Raw genomic sequence first — 19644 nt, 5'->3', positions numbered from 1 at the left:
TGCAGGGGCCAGATTTGAACTGACGACCTTCAGGTTATGAGCCTGACGAGCTACCGGGCTGCTCCACCCTGCATCAATATATTAGTTAATTAATTAAGCCAGTTGGGCAACAACCAGCTTCCAAAATTGGGTGCAGGGGCCAGATTTGAACTGACGACCTTCAGGTTATGAGCCTGACGAGCTACCGGGCTGCTCCACCCTGCATCAAATGGAAAGCTCAGGAACAAATCGGGTGCGCCGTCCTCATGCAAGAGAAATTTCAAAGTATTTTTCACAATCGTCAAAAAACAATACTTTTCCTGCTTGCCAGAGGCCTGACAGCGCCTAGTCTTCCGCCCTTCAACTTTTGCCAAGGCGTCTTCCCGGGCCGCTTTGGTTTATCAACCCGATAAGAAACAATGGCGAGTCCGTAACGGATGAGCCGCCCTATTATCCAAGGTTCGCCCAATGCCGGGGCTGGCGCGAATACGGAGACAGATCAAAATGAATATCACTGTAAAAGACCTCCTGGACGCAGGCGTCCACTTTGGCCACCAGACCCGTCGCTGGAATCCGAAATCGAAGCCTTACGTTTTCGACCACCGCCACGGCATCTCCATTATTAATCTGGAGAAGACCTACGCCCTCCTCGAAAAGGCCTACGCCTTCATCGAAGAGCTCGTCGCCAGCGGCGAAGACATTATGTTTGTTGGCACCAAGCGCCAAGCTCAGGAAATCCTGCGCGAAGCAGCCACGACCTGTAACATGCCTTTCGCAGTGAACCGTTGGATGGGTGGTGCCCTCACTAACTGGACCACCTCCAAGGCCAGCCTCGAGAAATATAAGCGCTACCTGCGCATGGAAGCCGATGGCTCCCTGCAAAAGCTGCCGGGCAAGGAACAAGCCGCGATCCGTCGCGAAATGGCCCGCATGCACCGTAACTTTGAAGGCATGCTCGAAATTAAGGGCATCCCGAAGGCTCTCTTCGTCATCGACGTGAAGAACGAAGCCATCGCTGTGAATGAAGCTCGCCGCCTCAAGATCCCGGTCATCGCTCTCGTCGACACCAATTCCGACCCAACCATCGTCGACCTCCCGATCCCGGGCAACGACGACGCCGTAAAGTCCATCCGTCTCGTAACGGAAGTCATCATGGAAGCGATCCAAAACGGCCTCGCCCGCCGCACCGAAGTGCGCAATGCACCGCAGCAAGGCGTGACCCCGATCGTTCGCCAGGACTTCACCGAAAACGAGCCGGAAGTGACCTTCGCCGACGACATCGTTCTCGAAGATCCGAAAAAGTCTGCTCCCGCCGCTGAAGAAGCTGCTCCCGAAGCACCAGTTGAAGAAGCACCCGCTGCGGAAAAAGAATAATTTCCACCGATTAAAACCCGAACGTTAGAAAAACCATGTCAGCAATTACCGCAACTATGGTCAACGAGCTCCGTCAGCGCACGGGCCTCGGTTTGATGGACTGCAAAAAGGCGCTTGTCGAAGCCGGCGGCGACCAAGAAGCAGCGATCGATCACCTTAAGAAGAACGGCGCGATCAAGGCAGCCAAGAAGGCAGGCCGTGACGCCAGCGAAGGCACCGTAGCCAGCTACATCCACACCGGCGGCAAGGTCGGCGTGTTGCTCGAGCTCAACTGCGAATCCGACTTCGTTGCCAAGAACGACGCTTACCAGGCCCTGGCTCGCGACATCGCGATGCACATCGCTGCCGCCAACCCAGTCCCGCTCGCCGTTAGCCGCGAAGAGATTCCGGAAGACGTGATCGCCAAGGAGCGTGAAGTCGCCGAAGCCCAGGCTGCCGGCAAGCCCGCCAATATCATCGAGAACATCGTGAAGGGCAAGGTCGACAAGTACATCTCCACCGTAGCCCTGCTCGAACAGTCCTACGTGAAGAACCCGGATCAGACGATCCAGGAGCTCCTCACGGAGAACATCCAGCGCATTGGCGAAAACATTAAGATCCGCCGCTTCGCCCGTTTCCAAATCGGCGAATAAGCAATGCGTCGGTTTCACGACTAGTTTTTCAGGCCTTCGTTCCTTCGGGAGCGAAGGCTTTTTCTTGGCATGAGCGAAGACACCCCGCCTCACATCATCATTGCCGGAGCAGACCCGGCTGGCGTTTTTGCCGCCATCAGCGCCGCAACTACCGCCCCTGAAGCCAAAGTAACCCTGTTGGCCGAAGACGCCCCCCTCCCCACCTGGCGCAACAGCGAGCCCTTTGCCTGCGGGCTAACCCGCGAGATCTGGGACCCTGCCGAGCTCGCTGCGCTGCTCGTAGCTGGCGAAAAAGAACTCATCGGCCCCTTCACCCGCTATGGTCCCGGCGACTTCGAAGCCTGGCTCGAAGAATGCGGCCAAACGCTCGTCATCAACGACGATGGCCGCGTATGCCTGGCGAATTCAACCACCGCTGACATTGCCAACTTCTTCCAAGCACAGCTCGCCAAACTCCGCGTCAATGTGCTCACCAAAGCCGCGCCGCGCGCAATCGACATTAAGTCAACTGGCGGCTTCTGGTTAACCTTGGCCGATGAGCGCACCCTACAGGCGGACCGCTTAATCGTTGCGGGCGGCGGACTGATTAGCAGCGCCTTCAAGCGCATCATCCAGACTGACCTCAAGCACAGCGTCACCGAGCTTTACCCGGCGCTAACTGGCTTTCAAACGATCGACGATCCGCGTCTGCGTGGCCTTACCGAGACGCTCCCCAGTCACTGCGAGCTGCGCATAGGCGAAACCGATCGCCGCGCTGCGGGCATTGTCAGACTCGAGCCCTGGGGCATCAGCGGCCCAGCCGCCTGGGAGCTATCTGCCCAACAGACAGACTATTTAAACAAGCTGCAATATCGGTTTCCACTGCGCATCAGTTGGCTCACTGGTGGCTCCCGAGCTGCGGCCAAGTTAATCGATGAGCAACTACGCCAATTTCCAAATGGCAAAATTGGGGCGCTGGAGCACCCGCAAATTGCATCTCGGCTCTGGCATAATCTCGTCGCGACAGCCAAGCTCAAGGGAGAGGAATCCTGGGGCTCACTGACACCGCCTCAGCGCTCAGCGCTGGTGCGTGAGCTTGCTTCCGGCGACTATGAAGTCGTCAAAAAAAAGAACGTGCGCGGCATCAGCAGCGTCCTCGGCGGCGTGGCCAGCGAGGAGATCGACTTCCGCACCCTCGCCAGCCGCATCACACCCAACTTGTTCTTCGTGGGGGACGTCCTAAACGCCACCGCCATCTCCCCTGAGCTCAACCTACAGATCGACTGGACCACGGGCTGGATCGCCGGCGCTCAAGCCGCGGGAAAAGCAGACTTTGAGTGCGCCTGAAATGACTAGACCTAAAGGAGCAATCAACGCATAGTTGGCGACTCAATCCCTTCATCTCCATGAAAAAACTACTGATACTCTTCACGATCCCCCTACTGCTCGCGACACTTTCCGCTCACGCCGACAAGCCCCTGCCGGAAGTATGGGAAGTTGGTGACGGCGAAGGCGGCACGTTCCTGATCAAACTCTTTGAGGGCAATCTTGCCCGCACCAACTACAGCAAGGGCGACAATGGCTTTCTCGGCGAAGTCGGCTACTGGCACCGCCACGACAATGTCATCACCATTCTATATGATAGCGGCTGGGCTGACTCGATCATCAAAAACGACGACGGCAGCTACACCAAGCACGGCTACAGCCCAATCAGCTCCCTAAAGGCAGAGCCTTCCAATACCTCCGCCGCCAAGCAAGTGATCAACCAACCGCTCTTTGCACCCGTTAGCGAAGAAAACTTCGTCGGTGTATGGAAGCTCGACGATGAAAACGGTGACACCTTTTACCTAATCACCAAGCCCGATCGCACCGCGCGCAGCAGCTACAGTGGCGGCAAAGAAGGCGTCTTTGGCGAAACGGGCGTCTGGCGTCATGAGGGCAACCGCATCACCATCGTTTACAATTCCGGCTGGGTAGACATCATTGTGTTTGGCGACGGTAAGTTTAAGAAATACGCCTACGCCCCAGGCCACATCATGGCGGGTAAGTTCGACAACACCTCCTCCGCGGAGAAAGTCGCCCCCAAGGAAGCCGGCATAACGCAGTAAGCCTTCCGCCATTGGCGCACTGCGCCAATCTCAGGATGCAACGGCACGTTGCGAAAAGGACGCCCGTCGTCGAGCGTCCCTTTCTCATTAACCACTGCTATTCGCGCTATGCGAAAGTTTTTTACGCACTGATTGCCTCAAGGAGATCGTCACTGCGGTCATCATCTGTATAAACCGTGGCAGCGTGCGAGGCGCCCGTCATATCGAGCATTAGCTTGAGGGCATTGACCACATCCTGACCAGTGAAGCGCTGGAGTTCCATTGTGCGCGTCACCTTTTCGGCGATAGTGAAAGGCTTCGCCCAATGGCGTAGCCAGTATTCTTCCAGATAGTGCGCCGATATCTTGCCGCGCTCGATCATCTCTAACGACAGGTCTTGAATCGGATTACCATCGAGATTGATCGCATCAAACGGAATGCCATGATCATGCGAATCCCGCGTAATAGCGCGACGAATCTCAAAATACTGCCTAAACTGGTTACCTGAGAGATTCAAACGGAAGCGCTTGGCGCGGCGAATAACAAAATGCACTTCAGGAGGTAAAGATTCGAGCTGTAAGTTCGAGAGGTCGACTTCCATGTTCTCATAGCGCGTGCCGTCGGCAATGATTTCCTGGAGCCGATGCTTAGCCACCAGGTAATCGCGCTGCCGCTCCTTATCCCAAGCGGTGAAGGCGTCGATTTCAATCAGGTGATGTTGGGCTGAGGGGGTTTTGAGAATTTCAAGAATGAGCGACTTGGGGGCTTGAGCCAGATAAAGCAGCTCGTCAACGGATAGGTAGCGTTTTTTGGTTTTCATGGTTTGCGTTGGTATAATTGTGAGAATGATGCATGGGTGCTATTCCATCTGCTCCGACGGAAAAAACCTTATCAAAACCTGAGCAAAACACAAAGTTTTATCCTGCTGAAGGATTTGTAAAACTTCAGCGACGTCAGGGCCATCCCCCTAGCCTGCCCTCAAATTGTCAGTAATTTCACGGGTGTAAATTACGCCCACAGCAGGGCCGATTTGCGGCTAATTGGCGAATACGTCATAGACAGCTGAAAAATCCTCAAGAAAAGAGTTTATTGGAGCACATTCTCCGTTCAGCCGTTTAAAACTTTGCCCAAACGAACGCACAAAAAGCTTGAACTTCGGCGCAAAATGCTGATTTTCTCTCGCCTTGCGTTAGAAGCCAGTCTGCTTGCCGTAGTCTCGCTTCCTCGAGCCCAGCCCGTTAGCACGGGTTGTTAACGGCATTTCCGGCGCGTCGCGGGAAATGCGATTCCGAGCAATTTCGGGGTCCCGGCGTTCGTGAAAAACAGTAATCAATACAATGGCTAGTTCCACCGCAATCGATAAAGATAAGATCATCGCTGAATACAAAACCAAGGACGGCGACACCGGTTCGCCCGAGGTCCAGATCGCTCTGCTGTCTGCTCGTATCAGCCACCTCACCGAGCACTTGCGCACCCACCGCAAGGACTTCCACACCCGTCGCGGTCTGATCCAAATGACCAACAAGCGCCGCAAGCTGCTCAACTACCTGCGCAAGAACGACCTCGAGCGCTATAAGAATATTATTCAGCGCCTCGGCCTACGCCGCTAGGCAGCGTGCCGCTGCACCCAACGGTTGGGCATTGCCCAAAGTTTAGCATGGCTCAACGCCTTCTAAAGCAACGACAGTTCTTTTAAATTCCGCAATAGCGGGCCCGGTTACGCCGCGCCCGCTATTTCTTTTAATTAGCCCCACCCAATGATCAATTGGCTGCAATTAATTACTTTGTTGTTCCCCTTATTGCTCATCGTGCTTCATGTCTGGCTGGCGCTATATATTTTCTTTGACGCCAAAGTATTTCGGAACCGCCAAGGGCTCTTTCTGGACTCACCCGCATTGTGGGGACTCATGACGCTCATTTCCGGCATCATCGGCGCCGCCTTCTACTGGCTCGTCCACTACTCCACTCTCCGTAAAACCATTTCATCATAAAACCCAAAAAGAAACATGTCCGCGACCGCGTCCGATCCGCCCGCTGACACATCCAAAAAGATAAATGAAACAAGAACATAGCGTATACATCGAATCGCTCGACATCACTATTGCGTCGGGCACCATCGCAAAACAGGCCAACGGCGCTGTTACCATCACCAAGGGCGAGACCACCGTATTTGTCTCCGCCACCGCTGCTACCAGCCTGCGCTCACCAGACCAGGACTTCTTCCCACTCACTGTGGACTACCGCGAGCGTTTCTCCGCTGCCGGTCGTTTCCCTGGTGGCTACTTCAAGCGTGAAGGCCGCCCCTCCGAGAAGGAAATCCTCACCTCGCGTCTCTGCGACCGCCCGCTGCGCCCGCTCTTCCCGAAGGGCTTCCTCTTTGAGGTTCAGGTCATCGGCATCCTCATGAGCACCGACTTGGTCAACGACCCGGACGTCCTCATGGTCAACGCCGCATCCGCCGCCTGCTTGTGCTCCGACATTCCGTGGCACGGCCCGATCGGCTGCATCCGCCTGGGCGAGATCGACGGCGAGTTCGTCGTCAACCCGACCCACGAAGAAATGTTCGAGTCCACACTCGACCTCATCTACGTTGGTAACGAAAAGGAAATGATGATGATCGAAGGCTCGGCGGACCAGCTCCCCGAATCTCGCTTCATCGAAGCCCTTGAGTTTGCGCAAAACGCCATCCAACCGCTCATCGCCGCTCAGAAGGAACTCGCTTCCAAGGTTGGCAAGACCAAGAAGGACTTTGACCTCATCAAGGTTCAAGACGACGTCCTCGAGCTCTGCCGCAAGACGGTGGGCGAAAAGATGCAGGCCGCCGTATTCCAGGACTCCAAGGTCGAGCGCGGCAACGCCGTTTCCGCCCTGAAGGACGAAGCCACCGCTGCCCTGACCGAAGCCAACCTCGTCGAGGAAGGCATGATCGGCCCGCAGATCAACATGGCTTTCGAAGTGCTCCAGGAAGAGCTCTATCGCGAAAACATCCTAGTGAACAAGAAGCGCGTGGATGGCCGTGGTCCGGATGACCTGCGCCCGATCTCCTGCAAAACCGACGTCCTTCCCCGCGTGCACGGCTCCTCGCTGTTCCAGCGTGGTGAAACCCAGGGCATCGTTTCCCTGACCCTCGGCACCAGCAAGGACTCGCAGGAACTTGACGCCCTCACCGGCGGCGTGAAGAGCAAGAGCTTCATCCTCCACTACAACTTCCCGCCGTTCTCGGTTGGCGAATGCGGTCGCTTCACCGGCCCGGGTCGTCGCGAAATTGGCCACGGCGCACTTGCCGAGCGTTCGCTCCTCGCAGTGCTCCCCGGCGAAGATGAGTTCCCTTACTCAATCCGTCTGGTCTCCGATATTTTCGAGTCCAACGGCTCCACCTCGATGGCTTCCGTTTGCGGCGGTACCCTGTCCCTCATGGACGCGGGCGTGCCGATCAGCGCTCCAGTTGCCGGCATCTCCGTGGGCCTTGTGACCCGTGGCGCGGAAGAAGGCAACATAACCGAAAGCGTCATCCTGACCGACATCCTCGGCGCAGAAGACCACTTCGGCGACATGGACTTCAAGATCTGCGGCACCAAGGAAGGCATCACCGGCTTCCAGCTCGACCTTAAAATCAAGGGCATCCCGCTGGATCTCGCGAAGGAGGCTATCTACCAGAACAAGATCGCCCGCGACAAGATTCTCGACATCATGACCGCTTCCATCGAAGCGCCGAGCACCGAGCTCAAGCCCTGTGCACCGCGCATCGAGCAGGTCCAGATCGACCCGGAAAAGATCGGTGCCCTCATCGGCCCCGGCGGCAAGAACATCAAGCGCATCGTGGAAATCACCGGCGCACAGATCGACATCAACGAAGACAACTCCGGCCGCGTGCTCATCTTCGCCAGCGATGGCGACGCCATGCAGCGTGCGATCAACGAGATTGAACTCGTCACCGCCGAAATCGAACCGGGCAAGACCTACAAGGGTATCGTCCGTGCGATTAAGGAGTTTGGCTGCTTCGTCGAATGCCTCCCGGGCAAGGAAGGCCTCGTTCACGTTTCCGAACTCGCAGAGTTCCGCGTGGAGAAGGTCGAAGACGTTTGCAAGCTGGGCGACGAAATCCTCGTCAAGTGCGTTGGCATCGACGACAAGGGCCGTGTCCGCCTGTCCCGCCTCGCAGCCCTCTGCGAAGCCCAAGGCAAGCCTTACGAGCCCAAAGGCCGTGATGGAGGTGGTGATCGTGGCCGTGGTGGTCGTGACGGTGGCCGTGGCCGTGGCCGTGACGGCGGTCGTGGCGGTCGCGATGGTGGTCGTGGCCGTGGTCCGCGCCGTGATCGCGATGGCGACTCCGGCGGGGACAAGCGTGAAGAAGCTTCCTCCGAAGCCTAAGCGCCCGCTCTCAATTCATTCATTTCAAACCGCGTCCTGTAAGGGCGCGGTTTTTTTGACACACGCAGAGAATCGACACTCATGATGGTAACCTGCACACCATGCACACCGCATCACTTTGCCCGAAAATTTTTATTAGCTCCCGCTGCGATCTAATATCGCCAAACCCATGTGGCCCTGCGGCGTAACACTATGCAACGCCTTCAATACAATGCGTAAAATACAAATTCTTAATGAATTTTTCGATAGAATCCGTCCCTTCGAAATCATAAATCCTCGTTTGAGTCGGTAACGTTCCGCCAATGATCAGTAAAAACAACATACAATCCTTGACGTAATCATACTTCTGCTCGAGCTCAAAACTGAACCTCAGCACATCATCATGCACCTCACAAGATGTACGCTCATATAGTTCGAGCAAAAGCCTCTTCAAAAAGGACACATCTGCTTCGAACTCAGATAAATTACATTGCTCAACTAAACGATTCATCGCAGCCCATCTAGGTTATAATACCTAATTGTTGAATAAATCAGCCCTCAGTGACAAGATGATTTTACAATTTAACAAGAATATGATTAAGAAAATGCCGATTTAACGCCACTTTAGGTAAAGCCATTGATGTGACTAATTACCCCGACTAATGCGAGCACTATTTTTCAGAATTTTCCACATCAACGGTGAATTTCCGAAGCAGAAAACAGTAATCAAACCCCACCAAACATAAGTGAATAGAATTCAACATTAAGCAGAGGATTGACCCATTAATCCATTTACACAAACTCTGACCATGCAGGAATGCGGCGATGGGTAAAACCACCCTTGACTTGCGGTGTGAAAGCAGCAGACTCCCCGCCTTTTGCAAATAGTGCGCCAATCGGCGACCAAGCCGTCAGGCAATGGAACTCAAAGACACCTTAAACCTCCCAGACACCAAGTTTCCCATGCGTGGGAATTTGGTCAAACGAGAACCCTCCCGCCTCGAGCATTGGCGGAAAATGGGGCTCTATGAAAAAATTCAGGAGCAGAACGCCCAGGGCCCTTCCTTCGTGCTGCACGACGGCCCGCCGTTCACCAATGGTGATGTGCACATTGGCACCGCGCTGAACAAGATTCTTAAGGATTCCATTTTGCGCTACAAGTCCATGCAGGGCTTCCGCGCGCCCTACGTGCCTGGCTGGGACTGCCACGGCCTGCCGATCGAATTCAAGGTCACCAAAGAGCTGCGCGAAAAGGGCGAAGACCTCTCCCCCGCTCAGCTGCGTGAAGCCTGTGCCGATTTCTCCGCATCGTTCATCGAGAAGCAGCGCGGTCAATTCCAGCGCCTTGGTGTCCTCGCCGATTGGGCCGAGGAATACAAGACCATGAAGCCGACCTACGAGGCGACTATCCTGCGCACCTTTGCGTCGTTCGTCGAGCAGGGTTTGGTTTACCGGAGCAAGAAGCCGGTTTACTGGTCGATCCCCTGCGAGACGGCACTAGCCGAAGCCGAAGTCGAATACCACGACCACATCAGTCCGTCGATCTGGGTTCGCTTCGAAATCCCCGGCCATCAGTTCCTCCACATCGACGGCCCACTTTACATCGTCATCTGGACGACGACTCCCTGGACGCTGCCTGCCAACCTCGCGGTAGCCGTGCACCCGGACCTCGAATACGTCGAGGTGAAGCACAACGGCGCGACCTACATCGTCGTCGACCAGCTTGCGGAAAACTTTATCCAGAGCTGCGAACTCGAAGGCGCGACGCTGGGCGAAAAGCACCTAGGCCGCAAGCTGGAGAGCCTCCAGCCCAAGCATCCGTTCATCGATCGCAACAGCCCGGTCGTCCTCGCCGACTATGTCACCACCGAGTCCGGCACCGGCTGCGTGCACACCGCCCCCGGTCACGGTCTGGAAGACTACCTGACCGGCCTCAAATACGGCCTCGAAATTTACTGTCCGCTCGACGATAATGGCTGCTATGTCGATGATGGCCAGGTTCCTGCTGAACTCGTCGGCGTGACCGTCCTCGAAACAAAGGGCAAGTGCCCGGCCAACAGCGCCGTCCTGAGTATCCTTACGGAGAAAGGCGCACTCATGGCGGTCAAGAAGCACGAGCACTCTTACCCGCATTGCTGGCGTTCGAAGACGCCGGTTGTCTTCCGGGCGATGGACCAATGGTTCGTCTCGCTCGACGCGCATCACATGCGCGAAAAGGTCCTGGAGCAAATCGAGCAGGTCAAGTGGACGCCCGAAGCTGGCATCAAGCGCATCCGCGGCGCGGTCGAAACCCGCCCGGACTGGTGCATCAGCCGTCAACGCTCCTGGGGCGTGCCGATCCCTGTTTTCTATGACGATGACAAGAATCCGCTGATCGACGCCGACGTCATCAAGGCCCTCGCCGACAAGGTGGCTGAAAACGGGACCAACATCTGGTTTGAGCAGTCTGCCGCAGAGTTGCTCGATGGCATTGAGCTGCCCGCTGAATTTGCTGGCAAGACGCTGACCAAGGGCGGCGATACGCTCGATGTGTGGATCGACTCCGGTTGCTCACACCGCGCCGTGCTTCAGCAGAACGAAAAGCTTTCCTGGCCCGCCGACCTCTATTTAGAAGGCAGCGACCAGCACCGTGGCTGGTTCCAGAGCTCGATCTGGACGGGGGTCATCGCCGATGGCGCGGCACCGTATAAGAACGTCGTCACCCACGGCTTCATAGTCGACGAAAAGGGCGAGAAGATCTCCAAGTCCAAGGGCGCGATGAGCTCCGACGGCTGGGTGAAAAAGTTTGGCGCGGACATCATGCGCCTGTGGGTCGCTTCACAGGACTACCGTGGCGACATCCGTTTGTCGGAAAACCACTTCAAGCTCGTCTCGAACGTCTATCGCGGCGTTCGCAACACGCTGATGTATCAGCTCGGCAACCTCGCCGGCTTCGATTACGAAACCGACGCCGTGAAGCCTGCCGACCTGACTCCGATCGACCAGTGGGCGCTCATGCAGACCGCTGGTTTCGTGGAGCGCGTCACGACGGCGATGGACAACTACGAGTTCCACCGCGCCTATCAGGAAATCGACCGTTTCGTGGGCGTCACCCTCTCGCGCGTGTATCATGCGATCCTCAAAGACCGTCTTTACACCTTTGCGCCGGAGTGGACCGAGCGCGCGTCCTCGCAGACCGCGATCTACCTGATTTTCCGTGCGTTGGTGCGCGTCATTGCGCCGGTGCTCACCTTCACCGCCGACGAAGCCTGGAGCTTCCACGTCAGCGGCGAAGAGCTGGCCGACGACAGCATTCACCTACAGCCCTGGCCCAAGGCGAGCGACTTCCCGTTCGACGCCCAAGTCGCGGCCGACATCGACGCCGTCATCAACTTCCGCGAAGAGCAGGTCAACCTGCCCCTCGAAAAGCTGCGTGAAGAGAAGGTCATTGGGGCCAACCTTGAGGCCAAAGTTTCCATCACGGCGACGGAAGAAGATCCGCTCCTGAAGCTTCTTAAGAAGTATGAAGCAGATTTACCGGAACTATTTATCGTTTCTCAAGTCAGCTTGGCCACGAAGACCGATGGCGAAGTTGAACTCACAGCCGCACATGCCGATGGCGAACGTTGCCCACGCTCCTGGCGTTGGGTTTCTGAGCTCGTGCCAGCAGGTGATTTTGGTAGCGTATCCCCACGCGACCGCGACGCTCTGAAGGCGCTGAACTTAATTTAACCACATACCCTTTACCTTAAATCACACATAATTATGCCCGCAAAAAAGAAAACAGCATCCAAGTCGTCTAAGAAAACATCTGCTAAGGCTTCTCCCGCGAAATCGAATGGGAAAAAGGATGCGCCTGCGGCTAAAAATGTGCCTGACGAACAAACCAAGGCACTTGTGCTCGGCGCTCGCCGCCGCAGCAACACTCCCTCCATGTTCAAGGTGAAGAAGGGCAAGACCCCCGTCGTCTTCACAATGGAAGACGTGGCTCAGATTTTGGAATCCAAGAAGCCGGAGGCCGAAGAAGAAAAGCCCAAGGTAGCCAAGAAGGCTGCCAAGGCAAAGACCGAAATCAAGGACGAGCCAGTCGAGAACCGCGCCCACAACGCCGCTTCGCTAGCCGACATCCTCGGCTTCAACCCGACCGAGAAGAAGTCTTCAGACGTCCCCCCTGGCCGCCAAGTCCCCAAGAAGTGGGCCAAGCACTACAAGCTGCTCCTCGAGCTACGCGAGCACGTCACCGCCGAGCTCGAGCTTCACACCGCAGACACCCTCAAGCGCTCCAACCGCGACGACTCCGGCGACCTCTCTGGCTACGGCCAGCACATGGCCGACGCCGGCACCGACACTTTCGACCGCGACTTCGCCCTGAGCCTCGTGTCCAACGAGCAGGAAGCCCTTTACGAGATCGAAGAAGCGATCCAACGCATTTTCGACGACGACTATGGCGTCTGTGAGCACACCGGTGAACCCATCGACAAGGAGCGTTTGCTGGCTGTGCCGTTCACCCGCTACTCACTCGAAGGTCAGCGTCAGATGGAACGCACCCGCAAGCACAAGAGCCACCGTGGCGGCGTCTTTGCAGATGCGGACGACAACGATCTCGCTATGGGTGGCGACGACGACGACAACTAGTCGATGGCCGCTACGAACCCGGCCGTGAGCAGCCCCAGCAACCCAAAGGCCGCTTCGGCCCCCGTTAGTTACGCCAAGCTATGGATCATCGCAGTGGTGGTATTGGTCCTCGATCAGGCCACCAAGCTTTGGATCGTCAACTCGGTGCCCGCGGGTGCCAACCCGTATGATGGGGGGATGATCGAGGTCGTCCCCAACTTCTTTTACATCATCCACGTTTACAACGATGGCGCGGCCTGGAGCATCTTCTCCGGCTACTCGACCATCCTCGGCCTGCTGGGCTTTGTTGCGCTGGGCGCTATCTACTTTTTCCGCAAACAGCTGGAGCTGCATCGCAGTCTCTTACAGTTGATCTTCGGCCTGCTGATCGGCGGCATTATCGGCAACATGATCGACCGCTTTGCCTACGGCCATGTGGTGGACTTCCTTGATTTCCACCTCGGCAGCTACCGCTACCCGGCCTTCAACGTCGCCGACAGCGGCATTACCGTTGGCGTCGGCATCTATATCGTTTTGTCTCTGATTGAGGCATTTAAGGAAAAAAAGGCCGCCCCCGCTCCAGAAAAGAGCTAAAACTTCCTAAACGCTAGGTATTCATATACTTACAGCACACTTACCGTGCTTATGAATTTCCAAACCAATACTTTTATTCCATTTTCCGACCCATTTGGGGCAATTTCATGGAATCTAAAGCATACTTTGGGCCGCGCCTTGCCTCGGGTTTCGCCAAGTCAGATTACCGGATTAGACAAATAGCCAGCGCTGTCATGCGATAGCCCAATCACCCGCGAGACGTTTTTTAACCGCGAAGGACACGAAAAGCACGAAGGTTTCCACCGAGGCGAGTGTTGTTTCACGCGAAGGCGCGAAGAGCCAACCATCGAATTTGAGATTATGTGGCAATGACTGCCCCAAAGAATCTTCGCGTCTTTGCGTCTTCGCGTGAGACTAAAATCATTGCCTCTCAGCCTTCGTGCTTTTCGTGTCCTTCGTGGTTAAAAGTCCGTTGTGCCGGAAACCCCGCCCTACGCCAGCCAGGCCAGTAACCCAACCACGAGCAGCCAGCCGTCGGCCACACAACGACGGTCTTCCGGATCGCGGGGCCATTCAAATTTATCAATCGCCAGAAGCGAGAGCCCGTAAATCGCAAGTGCGATGGCGCTGTGCGACAGGATCGGCGTGGCAAAGACAAAGACCAGCAGTCCAAAGATACACGTGGCCAGCGCGTAGTGCCGGAGCTTTGCAGCGCGGTCTGGCATAGCTAGCGGCAAAGACTGCCGCCCCAGCGCGACGTCTGCATCCATTTCCCAGCGCGCCAGCAGCACGCAGTTGGCAAAGCAAGCCATGCCAAACAGCATTAGCTTCAGCACGAGCCAAAACCACGCTGCGCCGCCCAATGTTTCACCCACAAAAAACGCCCCCACGCCCACGGCAAAGATCAACGCCACCTGCAGCTCCTTCGTCCGTCGCACTCGAGCCCGCCGCTGAATACCAACCGTATAGGCCACGCTCAAGCCAAGCACGAGCAAACCAGCATTAAACTGTGCGGCAGTCAGCGTCTGCCAGGCCAACCAGACATCCACGATCAGCACCACAAGCCACAAGCCCAGCAACGGCCAACGCCAGCGCGCTGCCAGCCAGTGGCGCTGCGTCGGCAGCTGCGACGGTGCTTTCCGACGCACGTCCAGCCAACGATCTCCCAAATACACCAGCCACACCGACAATCCCAACACCCACTGAGAGCCCGCCGAGACCGTTAGCCCCAACCCATGCGCCAGCGCCAGGCGCCACACCACAGCGATTCCTGCGGCGTCCAGCGCCAGATCATTCGGCAGGCGCCTCAGCGCAAAACCCGGTTTCAGCGAGGACATCTAAAAGCCATGCATTCGGTGGCCCGCAGAATTAACATTAAATTCACGTGCGACCTTGATTTTCCCGGCATATATCTGTAGCTTACCACTTTAATAATACTCGCTACTCAACTGAGACGCGCGCAACATTTAAACTGGAGAACAACACATGAAAGTAATTGCTTGGTTAAAACCATACTGCGGCTGGAGCAATGGCGTCCGCGCTATCTTCAAAAAATATAACATCGAATTTGAAGACCGGGACATCATTAACAACCCGGAGATCTACGCCGAAATGGTAGAAAAATCAGGCCAAACACTTTCACCCTGTGTCGAGATCGACGGCGTCATGCTCGCCGACGTCAGCGGCGAAGAAGTCGAAAATTACATGCTCAGCAACCAGATTGTCGAGCCCAGCAGCGCCGAAGCAGACGTCCCCACCAACGCCCCGTGCACCGATGAAGAGCACGAGCGCATGGCGTCCAAAACGATGCGCTTCTTCTAAGCCAGCCTCCGGCTGGACCGTTAGATTTTCGCACTGCGAAAATGACGCGCCGCACCCAATTCGGGAGCGGCGTTTTTCTTTGGGCCGTACGTTGTTGCCTCCGCTCGCGTCAGGTAGGGACGGTTGCCCTCAACCGTCCGCGTTTCATTCAGTTGGACAAACGATCTTCTGTATGCACAGTGGCGGGCGGTTGAGGGCAACCCAATGAAACCGGACGGTTGAGGGCAACCGTCCCTACCTGAGTTCAAAGATCACGCTACGCATGCCGAAACCACTGGGCAACGCCATCACCGGCAAACGACCAACCCACCGGGAACCCCCGCAACCGGAGGCTGGCTCGCGCCGCATCTTCAGCTTGGCGGTGTTTTTGATCACTGTTTGAAGATGGTAGGGACGGTTGCCCTCAACCGTCCGCGTTTCAATCAGTTGAACAAACGATCTTCTCTAGGCACAGTGGCGGACGATTGAGGGCTACCCAATGAAACCGGACGGTTACCCAATGAAACCGGACGGTTGAGGGCAACCGTCCCTACCGGAGTTCAAAGATCACGCTACGCATGCCGAAACCACTGGGCAACGCCATCACAGGCAAATTACCAACCCACCGGGACACCCCGCAACCGGAGGCTGGCTCGCGCCGTATCTTCAGCTTGGCGGTGTTTTTGATCGCTGTTTGCAAATGGTAGGGACGGTTGCCCTCAACCGTCCGCGTTTCATTCAGTTGGACAAACGATCTTCTGTATGCACAGTGGCGGACGGTTGAGGGCAACCGTCCCTACCTGAGTTCAAAAATCACGCTACGCATGCCGAAACCACTGGGCAACGACATCACCCGCAAACTACCGACCGACTGGGACACCCCGCAGCCGGAGGCTGGCTGGAGCCGCAACCCTGCGCTGGCCGAATCACTCGCCGCTTGCAAAGAGGCCACGCGCGAACACGCAACGAGCTTCTTCTTTGCGTCGTTTCCGCTGCCCGCAGAGAAGAAATGCGCGGCCTATGCGATCTATGCGTTTTGCCGCTGGGTCGACGACGTGATCGATGAAACGCCGCCGGATCAACAGCCCGACCTCGCCACGCTACAAGCCGAGCTCGACGCCATGCTCGCTGGGCAAAGCGCCCTGCCCTTCGCGCCCGCCTTTGCCGAAGTGACGCACCAATACGCCGTGCCAACCAGCTTTTACGTGGACCTGATGGAAGGCTGCTGCTGGGACCGCAAGCCCGTGGAGTTTGTCGACTGGCCTGAGCTGGAACTTTATTGCTACCACGTAGCCTCAGTCGTCGGGCTGATCATGAGCCGCATCTTCGGCTTACAGGAAATCGAAGGCGTGCCGCGCGCCATCGAAATGGGCATCGCGATGCAGCTCACGAACATCCTGCGCGACGTGGCGGAAGACTTTGCGCGCAACCGTATTTACCTGCCGCGCGAGGAGCTGACCGAGTTCGGCCTCGACCGAGAATTCCTCGCCACGCCCAACGCCGCGGACCCGCGTTGGCAGAAGTTTGTGCGCTTTCAAATCGAGCGCGCGCGCGACTACTACCGCTCCGGCGAAACCGGCCTGCGCTACCTCGATGGCGATGGCTCGCGCTTTTGCGTAAAACTGATGAGCCGCGTTTACGGCGGCATCCTCGGCGCGATTGAGCGCAAGCAAGGCGATGTATTTGCGGGCCGTTGCTACGTGCCGACCCGCCGCAAGCTCTGCATCGCGCTGAAGTCAGTTGCGAGCTAGAGCACGGCTATTTCTTATACCAGTTGCCTTTGGTGTCCTGGAGCCAGAGCCCGGGCTTGGCGCCTTTGGAAATCTGTAAGGCGCGCTGTTGGCCGACTTGCGCAGCGGAAACATTCGCCGATTTGGCAATGGCCGTGTAGACAGTTTTGCGATCGGCATTTTCCGCGGCAACGAGCTTCGTCTGATCTGCCGAGAGGCTGCCGCGGGCTTCGAGGTAGCCCTGATTGTTTTCACCAACCAGGCCCTGGGACCACAAGGATTCAATCTGCGGCAGGCGCTGCTGCATCGCTTTTTTCACCGCTCCCAAATCGGCGGCGCTGGCGGAGGCGATGGAGAAAATTAAAGAGAGGAAAAAGGTAATGATGACTCGTTGCTTCATGGCTCGTAAAGGGGGTTGAGGTTATTGAGCGCTGTCTGCGGCGGATTCGTCGATCAAGCTCGACTGGTTGTCAAGATCGCCAAAGAAATCGTCCAGCTCGCGCTCTACTTTCAGGTTCACGTCGACGGTGATATGAATCGGGTCGATCTTGTGATGCGTTTCGACTTTGTGCTCGGTCTGTATACAACCGCAGAGGAGGCTCGAGGCGATGACCGCCAGAGGAAAGGCTTTTTGCATAAACCTGAGCATACACTGGGCAACGTGGGCGTCAATGCATGCCACGCATTATTACATCTTTTGTTGAAGTTTTAAAATCAGGTTGAGCGTCTCCAGCACGTCGCCCTTCACCGGGATATCGAGCACGATAGGCACCGTCGTGCCCTTCACTGTGCTCTCACCTTCGATGGAAATCACCACCTTTGCGGGCTGAGCTTTCTTGGTTTCGGAAACATCGAGGCGAAAGTTCGTCATCGACAGATCGCGCATGGCAAGCTCGGTCAGGATCGTCGCCCCATTGGGCTCTTGCAGCAGCGTCAGCAAATCCTTGTCGCGAACGTAAGCCGCCACATCCATGCTCGGGTCCTGGGTGATCCAGCCTTGTTTATAAAATTGAAAACGCCCCGTCGTGCCCGGAGTCATTTCAAGATGCCCTTGCATGAGCCCGTCGATTTCGTGGCTCAGCCGTAGACCAAGTTCGCCCGACACGGAGCCGATGATGCGCCCTTCGAAATCGGGCATCAGCGCAGCGAGTTTCTCCAAGTCCACGTGGTCAAAGCGCACGCGTACTTCCAACGAACGCGGCTCAAACGGGCTGCCTTTGATGAAAATGGTAATCGTTCCATCGAGCGCCTTCGCGTCCAAATCCACATCAAGCACTGGCTCGCTATCCGGCGTGTAAGTAAACGTGAGCCGACCTTCGCTGGCCGTGAGTTTGCCCTGTGCAAAACTGTCGAAGCTGAGCGTCTGCGGCTCGAAGACGCCAAGCGGCGTCAGTGAGACGGGATCGATCTTGCCACGTAATCCTTCGATGCTGCCCGAGCCGTTGAGCCAAGCCAGCGTGGCGGGCGTCAGGGCCAAACGCGCCTTCAAGCCATCCGGCCAAAAGCCATAAACCGCGGCCTCCAGCGAATCGCCTTCCAGCGAACCATCGGCAATCGACGCAGAGATCGGAGCCGCGCGCAAACTTGCCTTTACATCGAGCGCGTCCTTGCGCGCCAAGGCTGCATCAAAATTCAGCGTGCCACTCATATCGATGCCGCGCGCGAGCTTCGGCAATTGAACATCGAACTCCTTCGCAGAGTTCAGCCAATGCGTCACGCTGTCGAGGGTCCACGAGGCGCGCAGCACGGCGCGCTTGCCTTCACGGTAGCCAACAGCAGTCATGTTCAGCGGACTCACACCATCGTCCACCATCAGCTTAATGCGCGTGCGCGCATCGAAATTGATGTCCGCATTGGCGTTCAGCTGCTGCCGCCAGTCGCCCTTGAGCAGCTCGATCTCGGCGTCCTCTACCAGGAACTGACGCAGCGGTTTTTCAGCTGGGATATGGAAGCCACTGGATTCGTTTTCGACCTCTTCCGATTCGCTTGACTGATTCAACAGCGCACCGAGATCGAGCGCCAGAAACGGATGACTGATCGTAATCGAATCGATGTTCTGACGCTGCAATTGCTCGACGGTGTAATCGACTTCGATTTCGGTGTCTCGCAAGGTCACGCCCGGCATGCGCAGTTCATCGATCTGCACTTCACTGGCCGTAATGCCCAGCTCTCGGCTTTCCAGCGTTGCTTGCTCCAAAGGAGCTTTCGCCAGCAGCGGCGGCAAGGCGGCATTCACAGCGCTCGTCACCCACCAGCGCAGCGTGAACAACGCCACAGCAATCAGCAGGCCGATTACCAGCGCGGTCCACCAAATGAATCGCCACAAGCGTCGCATTAAAGAACCACGCTATTTACTTTGCCGCGCAAAGCAATCTTGCAGGGTGCAAAAGACGAAGACTCCGCCAATACCCGTAGCGCAACCACCGGATGGTGCGACTCGACGCGGACCACGGGCCTGCGCTCGGCAAAGGCCAAATCAAAAATATAGATCAATTCCTGCACTTACTGCATTGATCTAAACGAATAACTACTACTACATAAACACAGCCTTCCCCATTCCGGCCA

General features: G+C 56.5%; 18 protein-coding genes and 2 tRNA genes. 12 read left to right on the top strand and 8 right to left on the bottom strand.

Going from position 1 to position 19644, the window contains the following annotated elements:
- Both RBB62_RS12950 and RBB62_RS12945 read right to left on the bottom strand, forming a co-directional pair.
- Window positions 1-73 (bottom strand) — tRNA-Met (locus tag RBB62_RS12950).
- Window positions 74-127: 54 nt separating this feature from the next.
- Window positions 128-204: transfer RNA gene (locus tag RBB62_RS12945), tRNA-Met, on the bottom strand.
- Window positions 205-483: 279 nt separating this feature from the next.
- Between RBB62_RS12945 and rpsB the strand changes: the two genes are divergently transcribed.
- From rpsB to RBB62_RS12925, 4 genes are all read left to right on the top strand, one after another.
- A complete protein-coding gene (gene rpsB / locus RBB62_RS12940; protein WP_309399330.1) occupies window positions 484-1353 on the top strand; it encodes a 30S ribosomal protein S2 in 870 nt (289 codons plus the stop codon).
- 35 nt (window positions 1354-1388) lie between these two features.
- Window positions 1389-1985, top strand: a complete 597-nt coding sequence (tsf, locus tag RBB62_RS12935) for a translation elongation factor Ts (RefSeq protein ID WP_309399329.1) — start codon at window positions 1389-1391, stop codon at window positions 1983-1985.
- A 69-nt stretch (window positions 1986-2054) separates the two neighbouring features.
- Complete coding sequence (locus RBB62_RS12930) at window positions 2055-3311, top strand: aminoacetone oxidase family FAD-binding enzyme (RefSeq protein ID WP_309399327.1); 1257 nt, start codon at window positions 2055-2057, stop codon at window positions 3309-3311.
- 59 nt (window positions 3312-3370) lie between these two features.
- On the top strand, window positions 3371-4072 hold the full coding sequence (locus tag RBB62_RS12925; RefSeq protein ID WP_309399326.1) for a hypothetical protein: 702 nt from the start codon (window positions 3371-3373) through the stop codon (window positions 4070-4072).
- A gap of 121 nt (window positions 4073-4193) precedes the next feature.
- Here RBB62_RS12925 and RBB62_RS12920 read toward each other — a convergent pair whose 3' ends face one another.
- Window positions 4194-4871, bottom strand: coding sequence for a hypothetical protein (locus RBB62_RS12920; protein ID WP_309399325.1), 678 nt, complete (start codon window positions 4869-4871; stop codon window positions 4194-4196).
- A 517-nt stretch (window positions 4872-5388) separates the two neighbouring features.
- Here RBB62_RS12920 and rpsO point away from each other — a divergent pair.
- From rpsO to RBB62_RS12905, 3 genes are all read left to right on the top strand, one after another.
- Window positions 5389-5661, top strand: coding sequence for a 30S ribosomal protein S15 (gene rpsO, locus RBB62_RS12915; RefSeq protein ID WP_309399324.1), 273 nt, complete (start codon window positions 5389-5391; stop codon window positions 5659-5661).
- A gap of 147 nt (window positions 5662-5808) precedes the next feature.
- A complete protein-coding gene (locus tag RBB62_RS12910) occupies window positions 5809-6042 on the top strand; it encodes a hypothetical protein (protein ID WP_309399323.1) in 234 nt (77 codons plus the stop codon).
- 64 nt (window positions 6043-6106) lie between these two features.
- Window positions 6107-8422: a polyribonucleotide nucleotidyltransferase gene (locus tag RBB62_RS12905; RefSeq protein ID WP_309399321.1), complete on the top strand. Its 2316-nt coding sequence runs from the start codon at window positions 6107-6109 to the stop codon at window positions 8420-8422.
- A gap of 190 nt (window positions 8423-8612) precedes the next feature.
- Here the strand turns inward: RBB62_RS12905 and RBB62_RS12900 are convergent, their stop codons facing one another.
- Entirely contained in the window at window positions 8613-8912 is a 300-nt protein-coding gene (locus tag RBB62_RS12900; protein WP_309399320.1) for a hypothetical protein, read from the bottom strand.
- 452 nt (window positions 8913-9364) lie between these two features.
- Here RBB62_RS12900 and ileS point away from each other — a divergent pair, with 452 nt between their 5' ends.
- The 3 genes from ileS to lspA all read left to right on the top strand — a co-directional run bounded on the left by ileS (window position 9365) and on the right by lspA (window position 13588).
- On the top strand, window positions 9365-12112 hold the full coding sequence (gene ileS, locus RBB62_RS12895; protein ID WP_309399319.1) for an isoleucine--tRNA ligase: 2748 nt from the start codon (window positions 9365-9367) through the stop codon (window positions 12110-12112).
- A 138-nt stretch (window positions 12113-12250) separates the two neighbouring features.
- Window positions 12251-13015: a TraR/DksA family transcriptional regulator gene (locus RBB62_RS12890; protein WP_309399317.1), complete on the top strand. Its 765-nt coding sequence runs from the start codon at window positions 12251-12253 to the stop codon at window positions 13013-13015.
- Window positions 13016-13018: 3 nt separating this feature from the next.
- On the top strand, window positions 13019-13588 hold the full coding sequence (gene lspA / locus RBB62_RS12885) for a signal peptidase II (RefSeq protein WP_309399316.1): 570 nt from the start codon (window positions 13019-13021) through the stop codon (window positions 13586-13588).
- Between the two features lie 452 nt (window positions 13589-14040).
- Here the strand turns inward: lspA and RBB62_RS12880 are convergent, their stop codons facing one another.
- The gene (locus RBB62_RS12880; RefSeq protein ID WP_309399315.1) at window positions 14041-14886 is read right to left on the bottom strand and encodes a hypothetical protein; all 846 of its coding nucleotides are present in this window, start codon (window positions 14884-14886) and stop codon (window positions 14041-14043) included.
- A 148-nt stretch (window positions 14887-15034) separates the two neighbouring features.
- Between RBB62_RS12880 and RBB62_RS12875 the strand changes: the two genes are divergently transcribed.
- Both RBB62_RS12875 and RBB62_RS12870 read left to right on the top strand, forming a co-directional pair.
- On the top strand, window positions 15035-15370 hold the full coding sequence (locus RBB62_RS12875; RefSeq protein WP_309399314.1) for a glutaredoxin family protein: 336 nt from the start codon (window positions 15035-15037) through the stop codon (window positions 15368-15370).
- Between the two features lie 803 nt (window positions 15371-16173).
- Complete coding sequence (locus RBB62_RS12870; protein ID WP_309399313.1) at window positions 16174-17100, top strand: phytoene/squalene synthase family protein; 927 nt, start codon at window positions 16174-16176, stop codon at window positions 17098-17100.
- A gap of 7 nt (window positions 17101-17107) precedes the next feature.
- Here the strand turns inward: RBB62_RS12870 and RBB62_RS12865 are convergent, their stop codons facing one another.
- Genes RBB62_RS12865 through RBB62_RS12855 form a run of 3 tightly spaced genes read right to left on the bottom strand, consistent with a single transcriptional unit; the run spans window position 17108 to window position 19405 of the window.
- Window positions 17108-17479, bottom strand: a complete 372-nt coding sequence (locus RBB62_RS12865) for a YdbL family probable chaperone protein (protein ID WP_309399312.1) — start codon at window positions 17477-17479, stop codon at window positions 17108-17110.
- 21 nt (window positions 17480-17500) lie between these two features.
- Window positions 17501-17716, bottom strand: a complete 216-nt coding sequence (locus tag RBB62_RS12860; protein ID WP_309399311.1) for a hypothetical protein — start codon at window positions 17714-17716, stop codon at window positions 17501-17503.
- Window positions 17717-17767: 51 nt separating this feature from the next.
- Window positions 17768-19405 carry a translocation/assembly module TamB domain-containing protein gene (locus RBB62_RS12855; protein ID WP_309399310.1) on the bottom strand — a complete coding sequence of 546 codons (1638 nt, stop codon included), beginning with the start codon at window positions 19403-19405 and terminating at the stop codon, window positions 17768-17770.
- Window positions 19406-19644: the final 239 nt, after the last annotated feature.

The organism is Cerasicoccus maritimus, from assembly GCA_031296935.1.
Lineage (GTDB): Bacteria > Verrucomicrobiota > Verrucomicrobiia > Opitutales > Cerasicoccaceae > Cerasicoccus > Cerasicoccus maritimus.
Note: the sequence above shows the minus strand (reverse complement) of the source record. Positions and strands in the feature narration are given on the sequence as shown.